This is a genomic window from Streptomyces sp. NPDC088387, assembly GCF_044753385.1.
GTDB lineage: Bacteria > Actinomycetota > Actinomycetes > Streptomycetales > Streptomycetaceae > Streptomyces.
On the sequence record NZ_JBIVNC010000024.1, the window covers coordinates 56,710 to 79,603 of the forward strand.

The window sequence follows — 22,894 nt, forward strand, 5'->3', positions numbered from 1 at the left end:
GCCCGGCTCACATCAGGGGGACGAGGAAGCGGCGCAGGGTCTCCTCGTAGGTCCCGGGGTCCGCGTTCCACATGGCTGCGTGGGGGGCGTTGTCGACCTCGTGGAGGGTGATCAGGTCGGGGCGGCGGGCCGCGAAGCGGCGGGAGATGTCCCAGGGGGCGACCTGGTCGCCGGGGCCGTGGACGACGAGGGTCGGCACGGTGAGCCGGTCGGCGGTGAGGGGCGCGGCCGGGTCGGTGCCGGTGGCGGTGTGCAGGCCGGTGCGGCCCTGGGCGGCGCGGACCGCGAGCGGCAGCAGCGCGCCCGGGGTGCGGCGGGCCGTGGCGAGGGCCTTCAGCGTGGTCTGCCAGCTGAGCACGGGCGAGTCCAGGACGAGGCCGGAGACCCGGTTGCGTACGGCGGAGTGCGTGGCGGCGTGCAGGGCCATGGTGGCGCCGGTGGACCAGCCGAGCAGGACGACCTGGCGGGCGCCGTAGCGGACGGCGTACCGGATCGCCGCGTCGACGTCGCGCCACTCGGTCTGGCCGAGATGGTTCAGGCCGTCCGGGGAGCGGGGGGCGCCGGGGTCGCCGCGGTAGGCGGGGGCGAGGACCGGGAAGCGCTGGTCGTGCAGGAACCGGATGAGGTTCATGGTGTGTTCGCGGGTGGTGCCCAGGCCGTGCAGGGCGATCACCCAGGTGTCCCGGGCGGCGGGGACGAACCAGGCGGGGAGTTCGCCGAGTTCGGCGGGGACGCCCACGTCGGTGTGGTCCAGGTCAAGGGCGGTGCCGGGGTCGCCGATGTGGAGGCCGGGCGTGAGCCAGACGTGGTCGCCGGCGGCGGGGTTGCCGTGGGTGACGCGTTCGAGGCGGCGTACGACGGTGTCGGCGGAGTGGGGCGCGGCGGTCAGGACGGGGCCGACGACGGCGTGGGAGAGGTCGCCGGTGAGGCCGTAGGTGCCGGGGCGCAGCGAGGCCAGGTGCCGGGTGAGGGTGATCTGGCCGGCGGCCGTGCCGTGCACGGTGAGCCGGGGCTCGGTCGGCAGGGGGCGGCCGGGCGGCGCCTTGAGCGCGGCGTCGCTGGCGAGCCGTCCGGCGGCCACGCTTGCCGCGCCGGCTGCCAGGGCTACGGTGACGGCTGTGGCCGTCGCTTTGACAGTGCGCACGGGTCCAGTGTCCTGGCCGATCTTCTTTGGGGCCAGTGGGAGGGGTGGCCGGGGTTGGTTCGGGCCCGGCCCGTTGCCCCTGAAGGTGTTGCCCTTGAAGGTGTTGCCTTTGAAGGTGTGGAGTGCGGGTGCGGGCTTGTTGTGGCTGGTCGCGCAGTTCCCCGCGCCCCTGGGTGGGCTCGCCGTGCCGTCCGAGAGGATGTGCCGTTTCCTCGGCCGCCGAAAAGATCGCGCAGTTCCCCGCGCCCCTCATAACGATGCGCAGTTTCCCGCGGCCCTGGGTGGGGGCTAGGGGCGGTGTTGGCCGTAGGTGTGCATTTTTTGGGTTGCTTCTGTTAGTTGGGGGGTGGTCAGGAGGGTGGGGGTCCGGTCCGGGATCGCGGAGGCGGTCAGCCAGAGGTGGGACATCCATTCCAGTTGGGCTGTGCGGTCGTAGGCCTGGTCGAGGGTGGTGCCGTAGGTGACGGTGCCGTGGTTCTGGAGGAGGCAGCCGGAGCGGTCGGCGAGGGCGCGGAGCATGTTCTCGGCCAGCTCCTTCGTGCCGTAGGTCGCGTAGGGGGCGACGCGGACGGGGCCGCCGAGTGCCGCGGTCATGTAGTGGATCGTCGGGAGTTCCTGGACCAGGGTCGAGACGGCGGTCGCGTGGACGGCGTGGGTGTGCACGACGGCGCCCGCGTCGGTGGCGCGGTAGACGGCCAGGTGCATGGGCAGCTCGCTGGTCGGGACGAGCGTGCCGAGGACCTGTCGGCCGTCCAGGTCGACGCCGGTGATGTCGTCGGGGCGGAGGCGGTCGTACGGCACTCCCGACGGGGTGACGAGTACGGTGTCGTCGACGCGGACGGAGACGTTGCCGGAGGTGCCGACCACCAGGCCGTCGGTGACCGTGCGGCGCGCCGTCGCCACCAGCGCCTCCCAGGCTTCCGCCTCCGCCTCGTTTGCCCGTCGCGCGTCGTTCCGGTCGCCCCGTGGGTCCCGTGGGTCCCGCTGGTCCTGTCGCTGCTCAGCCATGGCGCGATCCTGCCAGCAAAGGAAAGTGACCAGAGTCTCTTCGGGCGTCCTCGGAGCGGCCGGGGAGGGTCGCGACGCGGGTGTGGTCCGTGCGGCACACGGGGTGTGTGTGCGGTACCGGGTTCGGTCCCGGGAAAACGGAACGTCAACCACCCACCCCGGCAACCACGGATCCCCCTTCAGTTCACCCGTCGTTCATCTGGGTTACTTAGGTTCATCCGGCCGATGACCTTCGAACGAATGCCTGGGTAAATGGAAAGCTTCTCGCTGATCCTCGCGATTGTGGTGGTCACTGCTCTCGCGTTCGATTTCACGAACGGTTTCCACGACACAGCGAACGCGATGGCCACGACCATCTCGACCGGCGCCATGAGACCCAAGATCGCGGTGGCGATGTCCGCCGTCCTCAATCTCGTGGGCGCTTTCCTCTCCGTGGAGGTCGCGAACACGATCTCCAAAGGGCTCGTCGACGAGTCGGGTATCCAGCCGGAGGTCATCTTCGCCGCCCTGGTCGGCGCGATCCTGTGGAACCTGCTGACGTGGCTGGTGGGTCTGCCGTCCTCCTCGTCGCACGCCCTGATGGGCGGTCTGATCGGCGCCACCATCGCCTCGGCCGGCGTCGGTGCCGTGCACGGCGACGCGCTGGTCACCAAGGTGCTGATCCCGGCGATCGCCGCCCCGATCGTGGCCGGCCTCGCCGCGATGCTCGCGACCCGGCTCACCTACACCCTGGGCAAGAAGGCCGACGGCAAGGCCGCCGCCAAGGGCTACCGGGCCGGACAGATCGCCTCCGCGGGCCTCGTCTCGCTGGCCCACGGCACCAACGACGCGCAGAAGACGATGGGCATCATCACCCTCGCCCTGGTCGCCGGCGGCAGCCTCGCCCCCGACTCCGACCCTCCCACCTGGGTGATCCTCTCCGCGGGCCTGGCCATCGCGCTCGGCACCTACCTCGGCGGCTGGCGCATCATCCGCACCATGGGCAAGGGCCTGACCGATCTCCAGCCGCAGCAGGGCTTCGCCGCCCAGACCAGCGCCGCGACGGTCATCCTGGCCTCCTCGCACCTCGGTTTCTCCCTCTCCACCACCCACTCCGTCTCGGGTTCGGTGATGGGCGCGGGCCTGGGCCGCAAGGGCGGTGTGGTCCGCTGGTCCACGGCGACCCGGATGTTCATCGCCTGGGGCCTGACGCTGCCGGCCGCCGCGCTGGTCGGCGCGGTCGCCGAGTGGGTGACCGGCTTCGGGGCCTGGGGCACCGGGTTCGTGGCCGCGTTCCTGATCGGCTCCAGCGCCTGGATCTGGAAGCTGTCCCGCCGCGAGGTCGTCGACCACACCAACGTCAACGGCACCGAGGAGCCGGGCGTGGTCACCGCCGCCATCGCCGCCGTGACCCCGCCGCCCGCGGGCCCGGCCGACGAACTGGCCGCCACCCTGCCCGCGCCGGCCGTCCCGGCCGCCTCCGCCGACGCCGCGGCGCCACGCGCCGGCGTCTGAGCCCGCCCACCCCTCCCCACTCCCCCAAGGACACACCAGCATGAAGATCGACTGGGCGGCACTCGGCTCCGTCTTCGGCGTCAGCCTCGTGGTCACCGTGGCCCTCGTCGGCCTGTTCACCCTCGGCGTGATGGGTCTGTCGCGCCGCGAGCGCGCGGTCGCGCAGGCCGGCGGCGGCGCGGCGCTCGCGGTCACCGGCGCGTACGCGTGCTTCGCGGCGTGCGCGGCGGCGGTGGCGTACGGGATCTATCTGATCGTCGCCTGACGGCACGATCTCGCCCGGCGGCACGATCGTCGCCCGGCGGCGGCACAGCGGCAGACCGCGAGGGCGGGTACGGGACATGGTTCCGTACCCGCCCTCGGCGGTGTTTCCGACAGGGGCGGTGTGGGCCTCAGCACACTCTCCCTTCGCAGGTCAACGGCAAGTTGACGGGTCTTCCAACCCCGTGGTGGACTGCCGGGGCCATGTACGGCGGCAGAAGAGGAAGCCGGTGTGAATCCGGCGCGGTCCCGCCACTGTCACCGGGGAAGAAACCCCCGGGAGCCAGGAACTCTCACCGCCGGTCTCGTCGAATCAGGGCGCGGACACCCTGAGTGAGGACATATCGCCATGCTCGGCTGCCGAACGAGATTCCGTACCAGGACACTTCCTGACCGCACGGCCGGCTGAGCCGATGGGTGCCGATCGCGTCTTCGCGTACGGCGCCGCCGCCGGGCTCCTCGGTGACCTGCTCCTCGGCGATCCCCGCCGCGGGCATCCGGTCGCCGGTTTCGGGCGGGCCGCCGGTGCCGTGGAACGTCTGCTGTGGCGCGACCACCGCGGGTGGGGTGCGCTGCACACCGCCGTGTGCGCGGGCGGTGCCGTGGCTCTGGGTGCCGTCGCCGCGCGCGTTGTACGGTCCTCCCCCGCCGCGTCCGTCGCGCTGACCGGTGCCGCCACCTGGGCCGTCGTGGGCGGGACTTCCCTCGGGCGGGAGGCCCGGGCGATCGGGCGGGCGCTGGAGGCCGGGGACGTCGAGGGGGCGCGGGCACGGTTGCCGCATCTGTGCGGGCGGGATCCGCAGGCGCTCGACGCCGACGGGATCGCTCGCGCTGTGGTCGAGTCCGTCGCCGAGAACACGTCCGACGCGGTGGTGGGGGCGTTGGTGTGGGGGGCCGTGGGTGGGGTGCCGGGGCTGCTCGGGTTCCGGGCCGTGAACACGCTGGACGCGATGGTGGGGCACCGGTCGGTGAAGTACCGGCGGTTCGGGTGGGCTTCGGCCCGGCTGGACGATGTGGCCGGGTGGCCCGGGGCGCGACTCACCGGGGTGCTCGCTGTGGTCGCCGGGGCGGATCGGGTGGGGGCTGTACGGGCTTGGCGTGCCGATGCCGCCGAGCATCCGAGTCCCAATGCCGGGGTTGTCGAGGCGGCGTTCGCGGGGGCGTTGGGGGTACGGCTCGGCGGGACCTTGTCGTACGCGGGGCGGGTTGAGCGGCGGCCTGTGCTGAATCGTTCCGGGCGGGCGGTCGCCATGGCCGACGTGGAACGTGCCGTGCGGTTGTCGCGGCGCGTGCAGTGGATGGCGCTCGGCGTCAGTGCGGGGGCTGCGCTGCTGCGGGGCCGGTTGCAGCGGCACCCGGCGTTGGGGGCTGTGCCCACCCTCCCCGTCGCCCTGCGCAACGCCTGCCCACAGCCGGTGCCGAGCACGCAGCGCGAGCAGACCGCCGGAGGTGCCGCGTGACGGGGCTGCTGGTTGCCGGGACCACCTCTGATGCCGGGAAGAGTGTGGTGACCGCCGGGATCTGTCGGTGGTTGGTTCGGCGGGGGGTCCGGGTCGCGCCCTTCAAGGCGCAGAACATGTCGCTCAACTCCTTCGTCACCCGGGAAGGTGCCGAGATCGGGCGGGCCCAGGCCATGCAGGCGCAGGCCTGCCGGGTGGAGCCGACCGCGTTGATGAACCCCGTGCTGCTGAAGCCCGGCGGTGACCGGAGCAGTCAGGTTGTGCTCATGGGGAAGCCCGTGGGGGAGATGACTGCCCGGGGCTATCACGGCGGGCGGCAGGAGCAGTTGCTCGGGACCGTGCTCGACTGTCTTGCCGAACTGCGGGGCACGTATGACGCGGTGATCTGTGAGGGGGCCGGCAGTCCGGCCGAGATCAATCTGCGGCGGACCGACATCGTGAACATGGGGATCGCCAGGAACGCCCGGCTCCCCGTGCTGGTGGTCGGTGACATCGACCGGGGTGGCGTCTTCGCGTCCTTCTTCGGGACCGTCGCCCTGCTGTCGCCGGAGGACCAGGAGCTGGTCGCCGGGTTCCTCGTGAACAAGTTCCGCGGGGACGTCTCCCTACTCGAACCCGGGCTCGACATGCTCAAGGGGCTCACCGGGCGGCCCACTTACGGCGTGCTGCCGTTCCGGCACGGGCTCGGCATCGACGAGGAGGACGGGCTCCGCGTCTCGCTGCGCGGGACCGTCCGGGAGTCCGTGGTCGCGCCGCCCGTCGGCGAGGACGTGCTGCGGGTCGCCGTCTGTGCCGTGCCGCTGATGTCGAACTTCACGGACGTCGACGCGCTCGCCGCCGAACCCGGTGTGGTCGTGCGGTTCGTGGACCGGCCGGAGGAACTGGCCGACGCGGACCTGGTCGTGGTGCCCGGCACCCGGGGCACGGTGAAGGCCCTGGAGTGGCTGCGGAACCGGGGGCTCGCGCGGGCGCTGGCACGGCGGGCCGCCGAGGGGCTGCCGACGCTCGGCATCTGCGGCGGCTTCCAGCTCCTCGGCGAGCACATCGAGGACGACGTGGAGAGCCGGGCCGGTCATGTCGACGGGCTCGGGATCCTGCCGGTGCGGGTGCGGTTCGCGCGCGAGAAGACCCTCACGCGGCCGGTCGGCGAGGCCCTCGGGGAGCCGGTCGCCGGGTACGAGATCCATCACGGGGTCGCCGATGTCGTGGGCGGGACCCCGTTCCTGGGTGGGTGCCGGGTCGGTCAGACCTGGGGCACGCACTGGCACGGCTCCCTGGAGTCGGACGGGTTCCGGCGGGCGTTCCTGCGCGAGGTGGCCGCCGCCGCGGGCCGGCGTTTTGTGCCCGCACCCGACACCACGTTCGCCGCGCTGCGCGAGGAGCAGCTCGACCGGCTCGGCGATCTCATCGAACAGCACGCGGACACGGACGCGCTGTGGCGGCTCATCGAGTCCGGCGCGCCGCAAGGACTGCCCTTCATTCCACCGGGAGCGCCCGTATGACCACTGGCACTGTGTTGTTGTTGTCGACCGCCGACACCGATCTGCTGGCGGCGCGTGCCTCCGGCGCCCCCTACCGGATCGGCAACCCGACCCGCGTACACGTGACCGAGGAGCTGCCCGCGCTGCTCGACGGGGCGGACATCGCCGTCGTACGGCTGCTGGGCGGGAAGCGGGCCTGGGAGGACGGACTGGCCGCGCTGCGGGCGGCCGGGGTTCCGACCGTGCTGCTCGGCGGGGAGGCCGTGCCCGACGCCGAGTTGATGGCCGAGTCGTCCGTGCCGGCCGGGGTGGTCGCCGAGGCCCTGCGGTATCTGGTCGAGGGCGGGCCCGGGAACCTCACCGAGCTGGCCCGGTTCCTGTCCGACACCGTGCTGCTGACCGGTGAGGGCTTCGAAGAGCCGCGGAAGATGCCCGAGTTCGGCGTCCACGGCGAGCGCGCCCACGAGGAGGGGCGGCCGACCGTCGGTGTGCTCTTCTACCGGGCGCACGAGACGAGCGGCAACACCGCCTTCGTCGACACGCTCTGCGACGCGATCGAGGCGCGCGGCGCCAACGCCCTTCCCGTGTACTGCGGTTCGCTGCGCGGCGCCGATCCGCAGCTGTACGAGATCCTCGGCCGGGCCGACACGCTCGTCGCGACCGTGCTCGCCGCCGGTGGCACGCACGCCTCGCAGGCGTCGGCCGGCGGTGACGAGGAGGCCTGGGACATCGGGGCGCTTGCCGACCTCGACGTGCCGGTGCTCCAGGGGCTGTGTCTGACGTCGTCGCGGGAGGCCTGGGACAAGTCCGACGCGGCGCTGTCGCCGATGGACGCGGCGATGCAGGTCGCCATCCCGGAGTTCGACGGGCGGCTGATCACCGTGCCGTTCTCCTTCAAGGAGCAGGGGCCGGACGACGTGCCGGTGTATGTCGCCGACCCCGAGCGGGCCGCCCGGGTGGCCGGGATCGCCGTACGACACGCGCGGTTGAAGCACAAGCCGAACACGGAGAAGCGGATCGCGCTCGTCTTCACCGCCTACCCGACCAAGCACTCACGGGTCGGCAACGCGGTCGGTCTGGACACCCCCGCGTCGGCGGTGCGGGTCCTGGACACGCTGCGGGAGGCCGGGTACGGGGTGAGCGGATATCCGTCCGGCGGCGACGAGTTGATCCACCGGCTCATCGAGGCGGGCGGGCACGACGTCGAGTGGCTGACCGAGGACCAGCTGGCCGCGGCGCCCGCGCGGGTGCCGCTGGCGGACTACCGGGCGTGGTTCGACAAGCTCGAACCGGCGCTCAAGGAGGGCATGCTGGAGGCGTGGGGCGAGCCGCCGGGCTCGCTGTACGTCGACGGGGACGACATCGTGCTCGCGTCCCTCCAGTTCGGGAACGTCGTGGTGATGATCCAGCCGCCGCGCGGCTTCGGCGAGAACCCGATCGCGATCTACCACGACCCCGACATGCCGCCCTCCCACCACTACCTGGCGGCCTACCGCTGGCTGGAGAACAGTTTCGGCGCGGACGCCGTGGTGCACATGGGCAAGCACGGCACGCTGGAGTGGCTGCCCGGCAAGGGGCTCGGGCTGAGCGGCGGCTGCGCGCCGGACGCGGTGCTCGGCGAACTGCCGCTGGTCTACCCGTTCATCGTCAACGACCCCGGCGAGGGCACCCAGGCCAAGCGGCGCGGACACGCCACCGTGGTCGACCACCTCGTACCGCCGATGGCGCGTGCGGACACCTACGGCGATCTGGCGAAGCTGGAGCAGCTGCTCGACGAGTACGCGCTGGTCTCGGACCTGGACCCGACGAAGGCGCCGGCCGTCCGCGCGCAGATCTGGACGCTGGTGAAGGCCGCCGAGCTCCACCACGACCTGCATGTCGACGACCAGCCGGACGACGACGCGTTCGACGAGTTCGTGATGCACATCGACGGCTATCTCTGCGAGATCAAGGACGTGCAGATCCGCGACGGACTGCACATCCTGGGCGGTGGTCCGGTCGGTGAGGCCCGTGTCAACCTGGTCCTCGCCGTGCTGCGGGCCTCGCAGGTGTGGGGCGGGCAGGCGAACGCGCTCCCGGGGCTGCGGGCGTCGCTCGCCGCGCACTTCGGTCTGGTCGAGAAGGAGCTGCTGGCCGAGCCGGGCGCCCCGGTGAAGGTGCCGGCCGAGCTGACCGGGCTGGTGGACGGGCCGGCGCGGTCGGCCGCCGACGCGATCGACCTCCTTGAGCAGCTGTGCCGGCGACTCGCGGAGGGCATGGAGGAGCGCGGGTGGGCGACCGCCGAGAGCGAGCCCCTCGTCCGTCAGGTGCTCGGTGCCGAACTCCCGGACGCCGTCGCCGTGTTGCGGTTCGCCTGCGACGAGGTCGTGCCGCGGCTCGCGCGCACCACCGACGAACTGGACCACATCGTCCGGGCGTTGCGCGGCGGTTACGTCCCGGCGGGCCCGTCGGGCTCCCCGACCCGCGGTCTGGTCAACGTCCTGCCGACCGGCCGGAACTTCTACTCCGTCGACCCCAAGGCCATCCCGTCCAGGCTGAGTTGGGAGGTCGGGCAGTCGCTCGCCGACTCGCTCGTGCAGCGCTACCTGGACGACAACGGGGAGTATCCGAAGTCGGTCGGCCTGACCGTGTGGGGCACGTCCGCCATGCGCACCCAGGGCGACGACATCGCGGAGATCCTCGCGCTGCTCGGCTGCCGTCCCGTCTGGGACGACGCCTCACGCCGGGTGACCGGCTTCGAGGTGGTGCCCCTGGCCGAGCTGGGCCGGCCGCGCATCGATGTCACGGTCCGGATCTCGGGCTTCTTCCGGGACGCGTTCCCGCACGTCGTCGGACTGATCGACGACGCGGTACGGACGGTGGCCGACCTGGACGAGCCCGCCGACCGCAACTACGTGCGGGCGCACGCCGACGAGGACACCGCCGAGCACGGTGACCGGCGGCGCGCGACCGCCCGGGTCTTCGGCTCCAAGCCGGGCGCGTACGGCGCCGGTCTGCTGCCGCTGATCGACGCCCGCAACTGGCGCTCCGACGCGGACCTCGCCGAGGTGTACGCGGTGTGGGGCGGCTACGCCTACGGGCGCGGGCTGGACGGGCGCGCGGCGCGCGGCGACATGGAGACGGCGTTCAGGCGGATCGCGGTCGCGGCGAAGAACGTCGACACCCGCGAGCACGACCTCGTCGACGCCGACGACTACTTCCAGTACCACGGCGGCATGGTCGCCATGGTCCGCCATCTGACGGGCACCAGCCCCGAGGCGTACGTCGGCGACTCCGCCACCCCCGACCAGGTCAAGACCCGCACACTGGGCGAGGAGACCCACCGGGTGTTCCGCGCCCGGGTGGTCAACCCGCGCTGGATGGCGGCGATGCGCCGGCACGGCTACAAGGGCGCCTTCGAGATGGCGGCCACGGTCGACTACCTCTTCGGCTACGACGCCACCGCCGGGGTCGTGGACGACTGGATGTACGAGAAGCTCAGCGCGGAGTACGTCTTCGACCCGGAGAACCGGGACTTCATGAAGCAGTCCAACCCGTGGGCGCTGCGCGGCATCACCGAGCGGCTCCTGGAGGCGGCGGAGCGTGGGCTGTGGGCGGAGCCGGACGCGGAGACGCTGGAGCGGCTGCGCGCCACCTATCTGGAGCTCGAAGGCGACTTGGAGGGCGAGGAGAAGTGACCACCCCGTTTCCGTTCACGGCCGTTGTCGGCCAGGACGACCTGCGGCTCGCGCTGCTGCTGAACGCCGTGTCCCCGGCGGTCGGCGGTGTGCTGGTGCGCGGCGAGAAGGGCACGGCCAAGTCGACGGCCGTACGGGCCCTTTCGGCGCTGCTGCCACAGGTGCCGGTGGTCGCCGGCTGCCGCTTCTCCTGCGACCCGGCCGCCCCCGACCCGGCCTGCCCGGACGGCCCGCACGAGGCCGGGCCGGGCACACAACGCGCCGCCCGGATGGTCGAACTGCCCGTCGGCGCCTCCGAGGACCGCCTGGTCGGCGCACTCGACATCGAACGGGCCCTCGCCGAGGGGGTGAAGGCCTTCGAGCCCGGCCTGCTCGCCGACGCCCACCGCGGGATCCTCTACGTCGACGAGGTCAACCTCCTCCACGACCACCTGGTCGACCTGCTGCTCGACGCGGCGGCGATGGGCGCCTCGTACGTGGAGCGCGAGGGTGTCTCCGTACGGCACGCGGCCCGGTTCCTGCTCGTCGGCACCATGAACCCCGAAGAGGGCGAGCTGCGGCCGCAGTTGCTCGACCGGTTCGGTCTCACCGTCGAGGTCGCGGCCTCGCGCGAGCCGGACCAGCGGGTGGAGGTCGTGCGCCGCAGGCTCGCCTACGACGACGATCCGGACGGTTTCGCCGGGCGCTGGTCGGACGAGGAGGGTGCCGTACGGGCGCGGATCGTGGCCGCGCGGGCGCTGCTGCCGTCGGTGGTGCTCGGCGACGGTGCGCTGCGGCAGATCGCGGCGACCTGTGCCGCCTTCGAGGTCGACGGGATGCGGGCCGACATCGTGATGGCCCGTACGGCGACCGCGCTGGCCGCGTGGGCGGGCCGTACGGAGGTGCTGGCGGAGGACGTCCGGCAGGCCGCGCTGCTCGCGCTGCCGCACCGGCGCCGCCGCAACCCCTTCGACGCGCCCGGCCTCGACGAGGACAAGCTCGACGAGACGCTGGAGGAGTTCGGTGGCTCCCCCGAGTCCGAGCAGGACGACGACCCCGATCCGGACGGGCCGCCCGACGGCGGTCCCGGCGGTGGCGGCGGACAGCCCGACACCGGGCCGCAGGCCGGCGACGACGCCGGGGCGCGCCCCGAGGAGTCGGGCGAGGGCGAGCAGCGGCCGGCCGGGGGCGGCGAGCAGTCGCCCGTACGGGCCTCGGAGCCGTTCCGTACGAAGGTGCTGAGTGTGCCGGGGATCGGTGAGGGTGCCGCCGGGCGGCGTTCGCGGGCGCGGACCGAGCACGGCAGGACCACCGGGGCGCGCCGGCCGCGCGGTGCGCTGACCAAGCTGCATCTGGCCGCGACGATCCAGGCCGCCGCCCCGCACCAGCGGGCGCGCGGACGGTCCGGGCGGGGGCTGGTGGTGCGGCGGGACGATCTGCGGCAGGCGACCCGGGAGGGCCGCGAGGGCAACCTCGTGCTGTTCGTGGTCGACGCGTCCGGGTCGATGGCGGCCCGGCAGCGGATGAGCGCGGTGAAGGGTGCCGTGCTGTCGCTGCTGCTCGACGCCTATCAGCGCCGGGACAAGGTGGGTCTGGTGACGTTCCGCGGGTCGGCCGCGGAGGTCGCGCTGCCGCCGACGTCGTCCGTGGACGCCGCGGCCGTGCGTCTGGAGTCGCTGCCCACGGGTGGCCGTACGCCGCTCGCGGCCGGGCTGCTGCGGGCCCACGACGTGCTGCGGGTGGAGCGGCTGCGGGACCCGGCCCGGCGGGCGCTGATGGTGCTCGTGACGGACGGCCGGGCCACCGGGGGTCCTGAGCCGGTGGTGCTGGCCGGGCGGGCGGCGCGGCTGTTCGCCGCGGACGGGGTCGCGTCGGTCGTCGTGGACTGCGAGTCGGGGCCGGTGCGGCTCGGGCTGGCCGGGCAGGTCGCCGGCGAGCTGGGCGGGACGGCTGTGACGCTCGACGAGTTGCGGGCCGAGTCGATCGCCGGGCTGGTCAAGGACGTACAGAGGAGGGCCGCGTAATGCCTCAGGGGCAGCCGAGTGTGGTGCCGGACGACGGGCTCACCACACGTCAGCGGCGCAACCGCCCGCTGGTCGTGGTGCACACGGGCGTCGGCAAGGGGAAGTCGACGGCCGCGTTCGGGCTCGCGCTGCGGGCCTGGAACCAGGGGTGGCCGATCGGGGTGTTCCAGTTCGTCAAGTCGGCGAAGTGGAAGGTCGGCGAGGAGCGGGCGCTGCGGGTGCTCGGCGACTCCGGCGAGGGCGGGACCGTCGACTGGCACAAGATGGGCGAGGGCTGGTCCTGGGTCCAGCGGGACGCGCAGCTCGACAACGAGGAGAAGGCCCGCGAGGGCTGGGAGCAGGTCAAGCGCGACCTCGCCGCCGAGACGTACCGGCTGTACGTGCTGGACGAGTTCGCCTATCCCCTGCACTGGGGGTGGGTCGACGTCGACGAGGTCGTGTCGGTGCTGCGGGACCGGCCCGGTCAGCAGCACGTGGTGATCACCGGGCGGAACGCGCCGGACCAACTGGTCGAGTACGCCGATCTGGTCACCGACATGTCCAAGGTCAAGCATCCGATGGACGCCGGACAGAAGGGGCAGAGGGGCATCGAGTGGTGACCTCCTCCGTCCCCCGGCTGGTCGTCGCCGCCCCCTCGTCGGGCAGCGGCAAGACCACCGTCGCCACGGGGCTGATGGCCGCGTTCGCCTCGCGGGGGCTCACCGTGTCTCCGCACAAGGTGGGGCCGGACTACATCGATCCCGGGTATCACGCGCTCGCGAGCGGGCGGGTGGGGCGGAATCTCGACCCGTATCTGTGTGGCACCGAGCTGGTCGGGCCGTTGTTCCTGCACGGGGCGCGGGGGTGTGATGTCGCCGTCGTCGAGGGTGTGATGGGGCTGTTCGACGGGGCCGCCGGGGAAGGGGAGCTGGCCTCGACGGCGCAGGTGGCGAAGTTGCTGCGGGCGCCGGTGGTGCTGGTCGTCGACGCCTCGTCGCAGGCCCGGTCCGTGGCCGCGCTGGTGCACGGGTTCGCGTCCTGGGATCCCGAGGTGCGGGTGTCGGGCGTCATCCTCAACAAGGTCGCCTCGGATCGGCACGAGGAGATGCTGCGGGAGGCGCTGGACGCGTCCGGGGTGCCGGTGTTCGGGGTACTGCGGCGCGTTGCCCAGGTGGGGACGCCTTCTCGGCATCTTGGGCTCGTGCCGGTTTCCGAGCGGCGGGGGGATGCCGTGGACGGGGTTGCGGCGATGGCTTCGCAGGTGCGGGAGGGGTGTGATCTGTCGGCGCTGCTCGCGTTGGCGCGGGGCGCTCCGGCGCTCGGCGGGGGCGCGTGGGATGCGGCTGAGGCTGTGGTTTCCTCGCCCCCGCCGCCCCTTCCCGTTCCCGACCTCGGGGGCTCTGCCCCCGGACCCCCCCTTCGGCCCGAAGGGCCTCGTCCTCAAGCGCCGGACGGGCTGAAAAAGCCCGTGGTGGCTGTTGCGGGTGGGGCCGCCTTTACCTTCTCCTATGCCGAGCACGCCGAGTTGCTCTCCGCTGCCGGGGCCGACGTGGTCGTGTTTGATCCGTTGCGGGACGAAGGGCTGCCCGACGGGACTCGGGGGCTTGTTCTCGGGGGTGGGTTTCCCGAGGTGTACGGCGGTGAATTGTCTGCCAATGTGCCGCTGCGCAAGGCCGTTTCCGTGCTCGCCGGGTCGGGGGCGCCCATCGCCGCCGAGTGTGCCGGGCTGCTGTATCTGTGCCGGGAGTTGGACGGGCAGGAGATGTGCGGGGTGCTGGACGTCTCCGCGCGGATGACCGAGCGGCTGACGCTCGGGTATCGCGACGCGGTCGCCGTGAGCGACAGTGTGCTGGCCGAGGCCGGGACCCGGATGCGCGGGCACGAGTTCCACCGGACCGTCGTCGAGCCGGGGGCGGGCGGTGAGGCCGCCTGGGGGGTACGGGTGCCCACTCGGCGTCTTGAGGGTTTTGTACAGCGTGGTGTGCACGCCAGTTATCTGCACACGCACTGGGCTTCGGCGCCCGGTGTCGCCCGTCGGTTCGTGGAGAGGTGCCGGACGTCATGAGCAGCAGCAAGTTGATCGGAGTCGGGGTCGGGCCCGGTGATCCCGAGCTGGTGACCGTCAAGGGCGTCAACGCGCTGCGCGGCGCGGACGTCGTGGTGGTGCCCGTGATGGACGGCGGGGAACGCGGGCGGGCCGAGGCGACCGTGTTGCACTACGTGCCCGAGGAGAAGGTCGTCCGGGTCGTGTTCGCGCTGAACGAGCGGACGGACCGGGCGCGGCGGGAGGCCGCGTGGGACGCGGCCGGGCGGCGGGTCGCCGAACTGCTCGGTGCGCACACCTCCGTGGCCTTCGCGACCATCGGCGACCCGAACGTGTACTCCACCTTCACCTATCTCGCGCAGACCATCGCCGAACTGGTGCCGGGGACCGTCGTCGAGACCGTGCCGGGCATCACCGCCATGCAGGACCTTGCCGCCCGGTCGGGGGCCGTGCTCACCGAGGGCACCGAGCCGCTGACGCTGGTGCCGGTGACCGCCGGGGCCGGGGTGCTCAAGGACGCTCTGAACGGACCCGGGACCGTGGTCGCCTACAAGTTCGGGCGGCAGGCCGCCGAGGTCGCGGAGGCGCTGCGGGACAGCGGGCGGCTCGACGGGGCCGTGTGGGGGTCCGCTCTCGGACTGGCCGAGGAATCGATTCGACCTGCCGGGGAGCTGGACGGGAGTCCGCTGCCGTATCTGTCGACGCTGATCGCGCCCGCGCGGCGGGACGGCGGACGGGGTGGCAAGTTGTGAGCCGTGGGAGAGGGCCGCGCTCACTCCGCGATGCCGACTACGAGCCAGATGAAACCGGCCCCCGCGATCGTGCAGAGCAGGGTCGGGCCCGCGGGGTGTCTGTGGTGGGCCTCCGGGAGGATCTCCGCCGCCGCGAGATAGAGCAGGGCGCCGCCGAACAGGCCGAGATAGCCGCCCAGTACGGGCTGCGGGATGGTCACGAAGAGCGTGGAGGCCGCGCCCACCACCGGGGCCACGGCGTCCGCGACGAGCATGGCGACGGCTTTGCGGCGGGCGTTGCCGTACAGGCTCGCCAGGGTGAACGTGTTGAAGCCGTCCGCGAAGTCGTGGGCGATCACCGCCAGGGCGACGGCCAGGCCCATGCCCTCGCCGACCTGGAACGCGGCGCCGATCGCCACACCGTCCATCACGCTGTGGCCGACCATCGCGCCGGCCGCCGTGAGGCCCACCTCGGGTGTGCGCCGGTGCTCGTCGCCGCCGTGCTCGTCGCCGCCGTGCTCGTCGCCGCCGTGCGCGGCGGCCAGCAGACGCTCCACCAGATGAGCGACGAGGAAACCGGCGACGAAGAGCAGCAGGGCGGCCGGTACGCCGAACACCTCGCGGCCCGCCGCCTCCAGCGCCTCGGGCAGCAGGTCGAGGCCGACCACACCCAGCATCAGGCCGCCGGCCAGACCGAGCACCAGGTGACGGCGGTCCGTCACCCGTTGTGCCGTCCAGCCGCCGGCCAGCGTCATCAGGAACGCGCCGAGCGCGACGAACACCGCCATGTGCCCTTGCTATCCGAAGCGGGCGCCCGCGCGTGGTTCCGACGCCCCGGACGGCCGTACTCGCCCTGACGTCCACCCCTTGATGTCCGCAATGACCCGTTCAGTACGAGAGGAATCCGAACCCATGGCCGATGCCCCCACCGGCAAAGTGACCTTCGTCGGTGCCGGCCCCGGCGCCGCCGACCTGCTGACGTTCCGTGCCGCGCGAGCCATCGCGGACGCGGACGTGGTGATCTGGGCCGCGAGCCTGGTCCAGGCGGAGGTTCTGCAACACGCGCGCGAGGGCGCGGAGATCCTCGACTCGGCCGTGATGTCCCTGGAGGACGTGGTGGCCGTGTACGAGCGGGCCCGGCGGGACGGGCTGCGCGTGGCGCGGATCCACTCCGGCGATCCCGCGCTGTGGGGCGGCACGCAGGAGCAGGTCGACCGGTGTGCGGAGCTCGGGATCGCGACCGAGATCGTGCCGGGTGTCTCGTCGTTCTCCGCGGTCGCCGCGCTCGCGCAGCGCGAACTGACGATCCCCGAGGTCGCCCAGTCCGTCGTGCTGACCCGGCTCGGCGGCGGCAAGACCCCGATGCCGCCGGGCGAGGAGGTACGGGAGTTCGCCCGGCACGGCACCACCATGGCGATCTTCCTGTCCGCCGCCCGCAGCGGGCAGCTGGTGCGGGAGCTGTTGGAGGGCGGCTATCCGACGGACACCGCGGTCGTGATCGCGTACCAGGCGACCTGGCCCGAGGAGCTGGTCGTGAAGTGCACGATCGGCACGCTGGAGGAGACGGTCAAGGAGCACAAGCTGTGGAAGCACACGCTGTTCCTCGTCGGCCCCGCCCTCGACGCCCACGGCACCCGCTCGCACCTCTACCACCCGGGCCACTTCCACGGTCACCGCAAGGCCGACCCGGCGGCCCGGCGGGCCCTGCGCGAACGGGGTGCGAGCACGTGATCACGGTCGTCGGTACGGGGACGGGGGCGCCGCTGGACGCCGAGGTCCTCGCGGGCGCGGAACTCGTGGTGGGCGGGCGGCGGCACCTGGACGCCGTACGGCTGCCGGAGACGGCCGAGCGGATCGTCCTCGGTCCGCTGGCGCCGGCGCTCGACGCCATCGAGGAGTACGTGGCCAAGGACCGGCCGGTCGCCGTGCTGGCCTCGGGCGACCCCGGGTTCTTCGGGATCGTGCGGGCGCTGGCCGAGCGGTTCGGGTCCGGGCGGCTGGAGGTACGGCCCGGTGTCTCGTCCGTCGCCACCGCCTTCGCACGGCTCGGGCTGACCTGGGACGACGCCGTCGTCGTCAGCGCGCACGGACGGGAGCTGCGGACGGCGGTGAACGTGTGCCGGGTGCAGCCCAAGGTGGCGGTCCTGACCGGACCGGGCGCCGGGCCCGCCGAGCTGGGTGCCGCGCTGCCCGGCGGGCGGATGCTGGTTGTGGCGAGCGCGCTGGGCGACCCGGAGCACGAGCGGGTGGAGCGGGTGACCGCCGCCGAGGCCGCGGGACGCGACTGGGGTACGGCGGTGAGTGTGGTGCTGTGCCTGGACGAGACGCGGGTGCCGGGCGCCGCACGGACAGTGGCGGGGGCGGCCGTTGGGCCCGGTCGATGGGCGCTGGACGAGCGGGAGTTCACCCACCGGGATTCGATGATCACCAAGTTCGAGGTGCGGGCGCTGGCGCTGGCCCGGCTCGGGCCCCGGCTGGGTGAGCTGGTCTGGGACGTCGGCGCGGGGTCCGGGTCCGTCGCCGTCGAGTGCGCGCGGCTCGGGGCGGCCGTCGTCGCCGTGGAGAAGACCGCGGACGGTGTCGAGCGGATCCGCGCCAATGCCACCGCCCACGGTGTCGAGGTGCGGGTGGTGCACGGTGAGGCGCCGGTCGCGCTCTCTCAACTCGACGATCCGGACGCCGTGTTCATCGGCGGGGGCGGGCGTGAGCTGGCCGCCGTCGTCACCGCGTGTGCCCGTCGGGCCCGCCGGTCGGTCGTCGTGGCGATGGCCGCGCTCGACCGGGTACCGGCCGCCCGTCAGGCACTCGTCGGTGCCGGGTTCGACTGCGACGGGGTGCTGTTGCAGTCGTCGCGGCTGGCCCCGCTGCCGGGGGACGTGACCCGGCTCGCGGCCACCAACCCCGTCTTTCTGCTGTGGGGGACTCGAACCCCCGTCACTCGTGAAGGAGTTGCCCAGTGATCGGGCTCATTTCCGCCACCGCGGCGGGGGCGGTGGCGCGGGACCGGCTGGCCGCGGCGTGGCCGGAGCGGACGCGGGTGTACGAGGGGCCCGTCGGGGACGCCGTACGGGCCGCGTTCGCGGAGTGCGAGCGGATCGTCTGTTTCCTGGCCACGGGGGCGGTGGTGCGGTTGGTCGCCCCGCTGCTGGTGGACAAGGCGTCCGACCCCGGGGTGGTGTGCGTCGACGAGGGCGGGCGGTTCGCCGTGTCGCTGCTGGGCGGGCACGGGGGCGGCGCGAACGCGCTGGCCGCTGAGGTGGCGGGGTTGTTGGGGGCGGAGGCTGTCGTCACCACGGCGACGGACTCCGTCGGGGTGTTGGGGTTGGATCAGCTCGGGGTGCCCTGTGAGGGGGACGTGGCGGGCGTGACTCGGGCGTTTCTCGACGGGGAGTCCGTCGAGCTGGACGTCGAAGTGCCTTGGCCGCTGCCCTCGTTGCCCTTCATGGAGCAGAACCCGACATTGGGGGCTGTGCCCGGCACCGGCGCCATCGTGCGGGTCACGGATCGAGCCCTCGACATCGGCGACGGTGAGGTCCTCCTTCGACCGCCTTCGCTTGTCATTGGTGTTGGTGCGTCCAGGAACGCGCCCGTGGACGAAGTGCTCGCGCTGATTGACGGGTGTCTGCGGGAGGCGGGACTGTCGCCTCGTAGCGTCGCTCGCCTCGCGACCGTCGACGCGAAGGCCGATGAGGTGGGGATCGTCGAGGCGGCCGCGCGGCTTGGTGTGCCCCTTGTCACTCACTCCGCCGGGGAGTTGGCCGGCGTGGAGGTGCCGAATCCGTCCGACGCGCCGCTCGTGGCCGTGGGGACGCCGTCCGTCGCCGAGGCGGCTGCCCTGGTGCACGGGGGTGAACTGCTGGTGCCCAAGCGGAAGTCGGCGATGGTGACCTGTGCCGTGGTGCGGCTGCCCGTGCGGGGGCGGCTGGCCGTGGTGGGGCTGGGACCGGGGGCGCGGGACCTCATGACACCCCGGGCGAAGGCCGAACTCCGCCGGGCCGCCGTGCTCGTGGGACTCGATCAGTACGTCGATCAGGTCCGGGATCTGCTGCGGCCCGGGACGCGGGTGCTGGAGTCGGGACTCGGCGCCGAGGAGGAGCGGGCCCGGACGGCCGTCGAGGAGGCGCGCAGGGGACAGGCCGTGGCGCTGATCGGGAGTGGGGACGCCGGGGTGTACGCGATGGCCTCGCCCGCGCTCGCCGAGGCGAGTGACGACATCGACGTGATCGGAGTGCCCGGTGTCACCGCGGCGCTCGCGGCCGGGGCGATCCTCGGGGCGCCGCTCGGGCACGACCACGTGTCGATCAGCCTCTCCGATCTGCACACGCCGTGGGAGGTGATCGAGCGCCGGGTGCGGGCCGCGGCCGAGGCGGACATCGTCGTGACGTTCTACAACCCGCGCAGCCGGGGCCGGGACTGGCAGTTGCCGAAGGCGCTGGGCATCCTCGCCGAGCACCGCGCGCCGGGCACGCCGGTCGGTGTGGTGCGCAATGCCTCACGGCCGGACGAATCCGCCCGGCTGACGACCCTGGCCGCACTCGATCCGGCGACGGTCGACATGATGACGGTGGTGACCGTCGGCAACACGGCGACCAGGGAGATCTCGGGTCGTATGGTGACGCCGCGCGGCTACCGCTGGCAGGAGAGCGCTCGGGAGGGAGTCCGGTGAACCGCGTTGTTCATCCCATCGAGCAGGAGTCGTTCCGGCGGCTGCGTGCCCGGCTCGACACCTCGCACTTCCCGCCGCTCACGAGGGCGGTGGTGGAGCGGGTCATCCACTCCGCCGCCGACCTGGAGTACGCCTCCGACCTCGTGACGGCCGAGGCCGATCTGGTGTCCGCGCACGCGGCGCTGCACGCCGGGGCGCCCGTGGTCACGGATGTCCAGATGGTCGCGGCCGGGATCACGCGCCGCGAGACGGTGTGCCGGCTGAAGGACGCTGTGTCGGGTCCGGGGCTGACGCGCTCGGCGCACGCGATGCGGCTGGCCTTCGAGCAGGTCGGCCCCGGTGCGATCTGGGTGATCGGCTGCGCGCCGACCGCCCTGGAGGAACTGCTCACCCTGGATGCTGCCCCGGCCCTGGTCGTCGGGCTGCCCGTCGGCTTTGTCGGGGCGGCCGAGTCCAAGGCCGCGTTGCGCGGGAGCGGACTGCCCGCCGTGAGCAACGTGTCCGAGAAGGGCGGGTCGGCGGTTGCCGCCGCCGCGCTCAACGCCCTGCTGTACCACCCGATTTCCGCTGAGGAGAAACAGTGACCACCCCGCCGCCCGCCCTGCTCATCGCCGGCCACGGCACCCGGGACGACGCCGGAGCAGAGGCGTTCCGCGACTTCGTCCGTGAGCTGGGCCGCCGCCATCCGGAACTGCCCGTCGCGGGCGGCTTCATCGAGCTGTCGCCGCCGCCGCTGGGCGAGGCCGTCGCCGAGCTTGTGGAGCGCGGTGTCCGGCGGTTCGCCGCGGTGCCGCTGATGCTGGTGTCCGCCGGGCACGCCAAGGGTGACATCCCGGCGGCGCTGGCCCGCGAGAAGGAGCGGCACCCCGGGATCTCGTACACGTACGGCCGTCCGCTGGGCCCGCACCCGGCGCTGCTCTCGGTCCTGGAGCGGCGGCTGGACGAGGCCCTCGGCACCGCGGGCCGTACACCGTCGGACCGTGCCGATGTGACCGTGCTCCTGGTGGGGCGCGGTTCGACGGACCCGGACGCCAACGCCGAGGTGCACAAGGCGGCGCGGCTGCTGTGGGAGGGGCGCGGGTACGCCGGGGTGGAGACGGCGTTCGTCTCGCTGGCGGCGCCGGACGTGCCGAGCGGTCTCGACCGGTGTGTGCGGCTGGGGGCGCGCAGGATCGTCGTACTCCCCTACTTCCTGTTCACCGGGATCCTGCCGGTGCGGGTGCGGAACCAGACGGAGGGCTGGGCCGCCGCGCATCCGGAGGTGGAGGTGGTGTCGGCGGACGTCATCGGTCCGGAGCCGGAGCTGCTCGACCTGGTGTGGGAGCGGTACGAGGAGGCGGTGCGGGGGGATCTCCGGATGAACTGCGACACGTGTGTGTACCGGATCGCGATGCCGGGGTTCGAGGACAAGGTGGGGTTGGCGCAGCAGCCGCACTTCCACCCGGACGACGACGGTCACCACCATCACGGTCACGGTCACGCCCATTCCCCTTCCCATGCGCACTGAGGGGCCCGACCTGGGGCATCACGGGGACGCGGAGGTCCGCGACGACGGTTCGGCGCTGGTCGATCTGGCGGTGAACGTGCGTGCGGACACTCCGCCGGTCTGGTTGCGGGAGGTGATCGCCGGTTCGCTGGACGGGCTCGCGGCCTATCCGGACGGGCGGCGGGCGCGGGCGGCGGTGGCGTCGCGGCACGGACTTCCCGTGGAGCGGGTGCTGTTGACCGCGGGCGCGGCGGAGGCGTTTGTGCTGCTGGCGCGGGCGTTGCGGGTGAGCCGGCCGGTGGTGGTGCATCCGCAGTTCACCGAGCCGGAGGCGGCGTTGCGGGATGCCGGGCACGAGGTCCGCAGGGTGCTGCTGCGTGCGGAGGACGGGTTCCGGCTGGATGCGGGGGCCGTGCCGGAGGATGCCGACCTGGTCGTGATCGGCAATCCGACGAATCCCACGTCCGTGCTGCATCCGGCGGCCTCGATCGTCGAACTCGCCCGGCCCGGGCGAGTGTTGGTGGTGGACGAGGCGTTTATGGACGCGGTGCCCGGCGAGCGGGAGGCCCTGGCCGGGCGGACGGATGTGCCGGGGCTGGTGGTGCTGCGGAGTCTGACGAAGACGTGGGGGCTTGCGGGGTTGCGGGTCGGCTATGTGCTGGGCCCGCCGGGGGTGGTGGCGGAGCTTGGGCGGGCGCAGCCGTTGTGGCCGGTGTCGTCGCCGGCGTTGGTGGCGGCGGAGGTGTGTGTGGGGGCGCGGGCGGTGGCCGAGGCGGGGCATGCCGCGCATCGCGTGGGGGTTGATCGGGGTTATCTGGTGGACGGGTTGTCACAGGTTCCCGGGGTGCGGGTGGTGGGTCCGGCGGAGGGGCCTTTCGTCCTGATCCGGATGCGGGATGCGCTGACGGTCCGTGAACGCCTGCGCGCTCTTGGCTTCGCGGTCCGGCGTGGGGATACGTTTCCCGGGCTGGGGGCGGAGTGGCTGCGGGTGGCTGTGCGCGACCGAGCCACAACGGACACGTTCCTGAAGGCCCTGCACGACGCCCTGCCCGCGGGCCCCTAACCAACCCCTTCGACCGCGGCCCGGTGGGCGCCGATCGCGCAGTTCCCCGCGCCCCTGCGTGCTACCGGTCGCCGGCCGAGCGCGGCCCGGTGGGGCCGTTTCGCGCAGTTCCCCGCGCCCCTTGGAGGGGTGCCGGTCGCTGGCCGGGCGCGGGCCCGTGGGGGTGATTCGCGCAGTTCCCCGCGCCCCTGGGGGTACCGGTCGTCGGTCGGGTGCGGGCTGTTCCTCATGCCCTGGGTGGGTTGCGGGTGGCAAGGCGCCTCCCAACCCGCGCCGAAAGGGGCGCGGGGAACTGCGCGACCAGCCCCCACCGGCCCGCACCAGCCGCACGACGGCCCCCCCTCCCCCCTCAGGGGCGCGGGGAACTGCGCGAACACCCCCACCGGGCCCGCACCCG

The 22,894-nt window shown here is 73.0% G+C and carries 18 protein-coding genes and 1 riboswitch; of the genes, 15 read left to right on the forward strand and 3 right to left on the reverse strand.

Annotation, left to right across the window (positions count from 1 at the left end):
- Nucleotides 1-7 precede the first annotated feature (7 nt).
- The gene (locus tag ACIQAC_RS39030) at nt 8-1,144 is read right to left on the reverse strand and encodes an alpha/beta hydrolase (protein ID WP_402200166.1); all 1,137 of its coding nucleotides are present in this window, start codon (nt 1,142-1,144) and stop codon (nt 8-10) included.
- A gap of 288 nt (nt 1,145-1,432) precedes the next feature.
- Nucleotides 1,433-2,152, reverse strand: coding sequence for a class II aldolase/adducin family protein (locus ACIQAC_RS39035; protein WP_402200167.1), 720 nt, complete (start codon nt 2,150-2,152; stop codon nt 1,433-1,435).
- 252 nt (nt 2,153-2,404) lie between these two features.
- Between ACIQAC_RS39035 and ACIQAC_RS39040 the strand changes: the two genes are divergently transcribed.
- The 9 genes from ACIQAC_RS39040 (at nt 2,405) to cobI (ending at nt 15,303) form a co-directional block, all read left to right on the forward strand.
- Nucleotides 2,405-3,646 carry an anion permease gene (locus ACIQAC_RS39040; RefSeq protein WP_402200169.1) on the forward strand — a complete coding sequence of 414 codons (1,242 nt, stop codon included), beginning with the start codon at nt 2,405-2,407 and terminating at the stop codon, nt 3,644-3,646.
- A 40-nt stretch (nt 3,647-3,686) separates the two neighbouring features.
- A complete protein-coding gene (locus ACIQAC_RS39045) occupies nt 3,687-3,911 on the forward strand; it encodes a hypothetical protein (RefSeq protein WP_402200171.1) in 225 nt (74 codons plus the stop codon).
- Nucleotides 3,912-4,078: 167 nt separating this feature from the next.
- A riboswitch (cobalamin riboswitch) is annotated at nt 4,079-4,221 on the forward strand.
- Nucleotides 4,222-4,320: 99 nt separating this feature from the next.
- On the forward strand, nt 4,321-5,367 hold the full coding sequence (locus ACIQAC_RS39050) for a cobalamin biosynthesis protein (RefSeq protein WP_402200172.1): 1,047 nt from the start codon (nt 4,321-4,323) through the stop codon (nt 5,365-5,367).
- On the forward strand, nt 5,364-6,869 hold the full coding sequence (locus ACIQAC_RS39055; protein WP_402200175.1) for a cobyric acid synthase: 1,506 nt from the start codon (nt 5,364-5,366) through the stop codon (nt 6,867-6,869). Before ACIQAC_RS39050 ends, ACIQAC_RS39055 begins: the two co-directional genes overlap by 4 nt.
- A complete protein-coding gene (cobN, locus tag ACIQAC_RS39060; protein ID WP_402200177.1) occupies nt 6,866-10,525 on the forward strand; it encodes a cobaltochelatase subunit CobN in 3,660 nt (1,219 codons plus the stop codon). The genes ACIQAC_RS39055 and cobN overlap by 4 nt, the downstream gene beginning before the upstream one ends.
- Complete coding sequence (locus tag ACIQAC_RS39065) at nt 10,522-12,528, forward strand: putative cobaltochelatase (protein ID WP_402200178.1); 2,007 nt, start codon at nt 10,522-10,524, stop codon at nt 12,526-12,528. Before cobN ends, ACIQAC_RS39065 begins: the two co-directional genes overlap by 4 nt.
- Nucleotides 12,528-13,127: a cob(I)yrinic acid a,c-diamide adenosyltransferase gene (gene cobO / locus ACIQAC_RS39070; RefSeq protein ID WP_402200180.1), complete on the forward strand. Its 600-nt coding sequence runs from the start codon at nt 12,528-12,530 to the stop codon at nt 13,125-13,127. The genes ACIQAC_RS39065 and cobO overlap by 1 nt, the downstream gene beginning before the upstream one ends.
- On the forward strand, nt 13,124-14,572 hold the full coding sequence (locus ACIQAC_RS39075; RefSeq protein WP_402200182.1) for a cobyrinate a,c-diamide synthase: 1,449 nt from the start codon (nt 13,124-13,126) through the stop codon (nt 14,570-14,572). Before cobO ends, ACIQAC_RS39075 begins: the two co-directional genes overlap by 4 nt.
- The gene (gene cobI / locus ACIQAC_RS39080; protein ID WP_402200185.1) at nt 14,569-15,303 is read left to right on the forward strand and encodes a precorrin-2 C(20)-methyltransferase; all 735 of its coding nucleotides are present in this window, start codon (nt 14,569-14,571) and stop codon (nt 15,301-15,303) included. Before ACIQAC_RS39075 ends, cobI begins: the two co-directional genes overlap by 4 nt.
- A gap of 20 nt (nt 15,304-15,323) precedes the next feature.
- On the opposite strand, the gene ACIQAC_RS39085 is transcribed toward cobI, so the two are convergent.
- Entirely contained in the window at nt 15,324-16,070 is a 747-nt protein-coding gene (locus tag ACIQAC_RS39085; protein WP_402200186.1) for a ZIP family metal transporter, read from the reverse strand.
- Between the two features lie 124 nt (nt 16,071-16,194).
- Between ACIQAC_RS39085 and cobM the strand changes: the two genes are divergently transcribed.
- From cobM to cobC, 6 genes are read left to right on the forward strand one after another with little or no spacing between them, the layout of a single operon-like run.
- On the forward strand, nt 16,195-17,013 hold the full coding sequence (gene cobM, locus ACIQAC_RS39090; protein ID WP_402200189.1) for a precorrin-4 C(11)-methyltransferase: 819 nt from the start codon (nt 16,195-16,197) through the stop codon (nt 17,011-17,013).
- On the forward strand, nt 17,010-18,242 hold the full coding sequence (cbiE, locus tag ACIQAC_RS39095; protein ID WP_402200192.1) for a precorrin-6y C5,15-methyltransferase (decarboxylating) subunit CbiE: 1,233 nt from the start codon (nt 17,010-17,012) through the stop codon (nt 18,240-18,242). Before cobM ends, cbiE begins: the two co-directional genes overlap by 4 nt.
- The gene (cobJ, locus tag ACIQAC_RS39100) at nt 18,239-19,948 is read left to right on the forward strand and encodes a precorrin-3B C(17)-methyltransferase (protein WP_402200194.1); all 1,710 of its coding nucleotides are present in this window, start codon (nt 18,239-18,241) and stop codon (nt 19,946-19,948) included. Before cbiE ends, cobJ begins: the two co-directional genes overlap by 4 nt.
- A complete protein-coding gene (locus ACIQAC_RS39105) occupies nt 19,945-20,532 on the forward strand; it encodes a precorrin-8X methylmutase (RefSeq protein ID WP_402200196.1) in 588 nt (195 codons plus the stop codon). The genes cobJ and ACIQAC_RS39105 overlap by 4 nt, the downstream gene beginning before the upstream one ends.
- A complete protein-coding gene (locus ACIQAC_RS39110; RefSeq protein ID WP_402200199.1) occupies nt 20,529-21,455 on the forward strand; it encodes a sirohydrochlorin chelatase in 927 nt (308 codons plus the stop codon). The genes ACIQAC_RS39105 and ACIQAC_RS39110 overlap by 4 nt, the downstream gene beginning before the upstream one ends.
- Nucleotides 21,445-22,497 (forward strand): Rv2231c family pyridoxal phosphate-dependent protein CobC, encoded by a 1,053-nt coding sequence (gene cobC, locus ACIQAC_RS39115; protein ID WP_402200202.1) that lies wholly within the window; start codon nt 21,445-21,447, stop codon nt 22,495-22,497. Before ACIQAC_RS39110 ends, cobC begins: the two co-directional genes overlap by 11 nt.
- The last annotated feature ends 397 nt before the right edge of the window (nt 22,498-22,894 follow it).

Coding starts and splice junctions, on each gene's coding strand:
- ACIQAC_RS39035 (WP_402200167.1), bottom strand. CDS start 2,152: ATGGCTGAGCAGCGACAGGACCAGCGGGACCCACGGGACCCACGGGGC.
- ACIQAC_RS39040 (WP_402200169.1), top strand. CDS start 2,405: ATGGAAAGCTTCTCGCTGATCCTCGCGATTGTGGTGGTCACTGCTCTC.
- ACIQAC_RS39045 (WP_402200171.1), top strand. CDS start 3,687: ATGAAGATCGACTGGGCGGCACTCGGCTCCGTCTTCGGCGTCAGCCTC.
- ACIQAC_RS39050 (WP_402200172.1), top strand. CDS start 4,321: ATGGGTGCCGATCGCGTCTTCGCGTACGGCGCCGCCGCCGGGCTCCTC.
- cobN (WP_402200177.1), top strand. CDS start 6,866: ATGACCACTGGCACTGTGTTGTTGTTGTCGACCGCCGACACCGATCTG.
- cobO (WP_402200180.1), top strand. CDS start 12,528: ATGCCTCAGGGGCAGCCGAGTGTGGTGCCGGACGACGGGCTCACCACA.
- cobI (WP_402200185.1), top strand. CDS start 14,569: ATGAGCAGCAGCAAGTTGATCGGAGTCGGGGTCGGGCCCGGTGATCCC.
- ACIQAC_RS39085 (WP_402200186.1), bottom strand. CDS start 16,070: ATGGCGGTGTTCGTCGCGCTCGGCGCGTTCCTGATGACGCTGGCCGGC.
- cobM (WP_402200189.1), top strand. CDS start 16,195: ATGGCCGATGCCCCCACCGGCAAAGTGACCTTCGTCGGTGCCGGCCCC.
- cobC (WP_402200202.1), top strand. CDS start 21,445: ATGCGCACTGAGGGGCCCGACCTGGGGCATCACGGGGACGCGGAGGTC.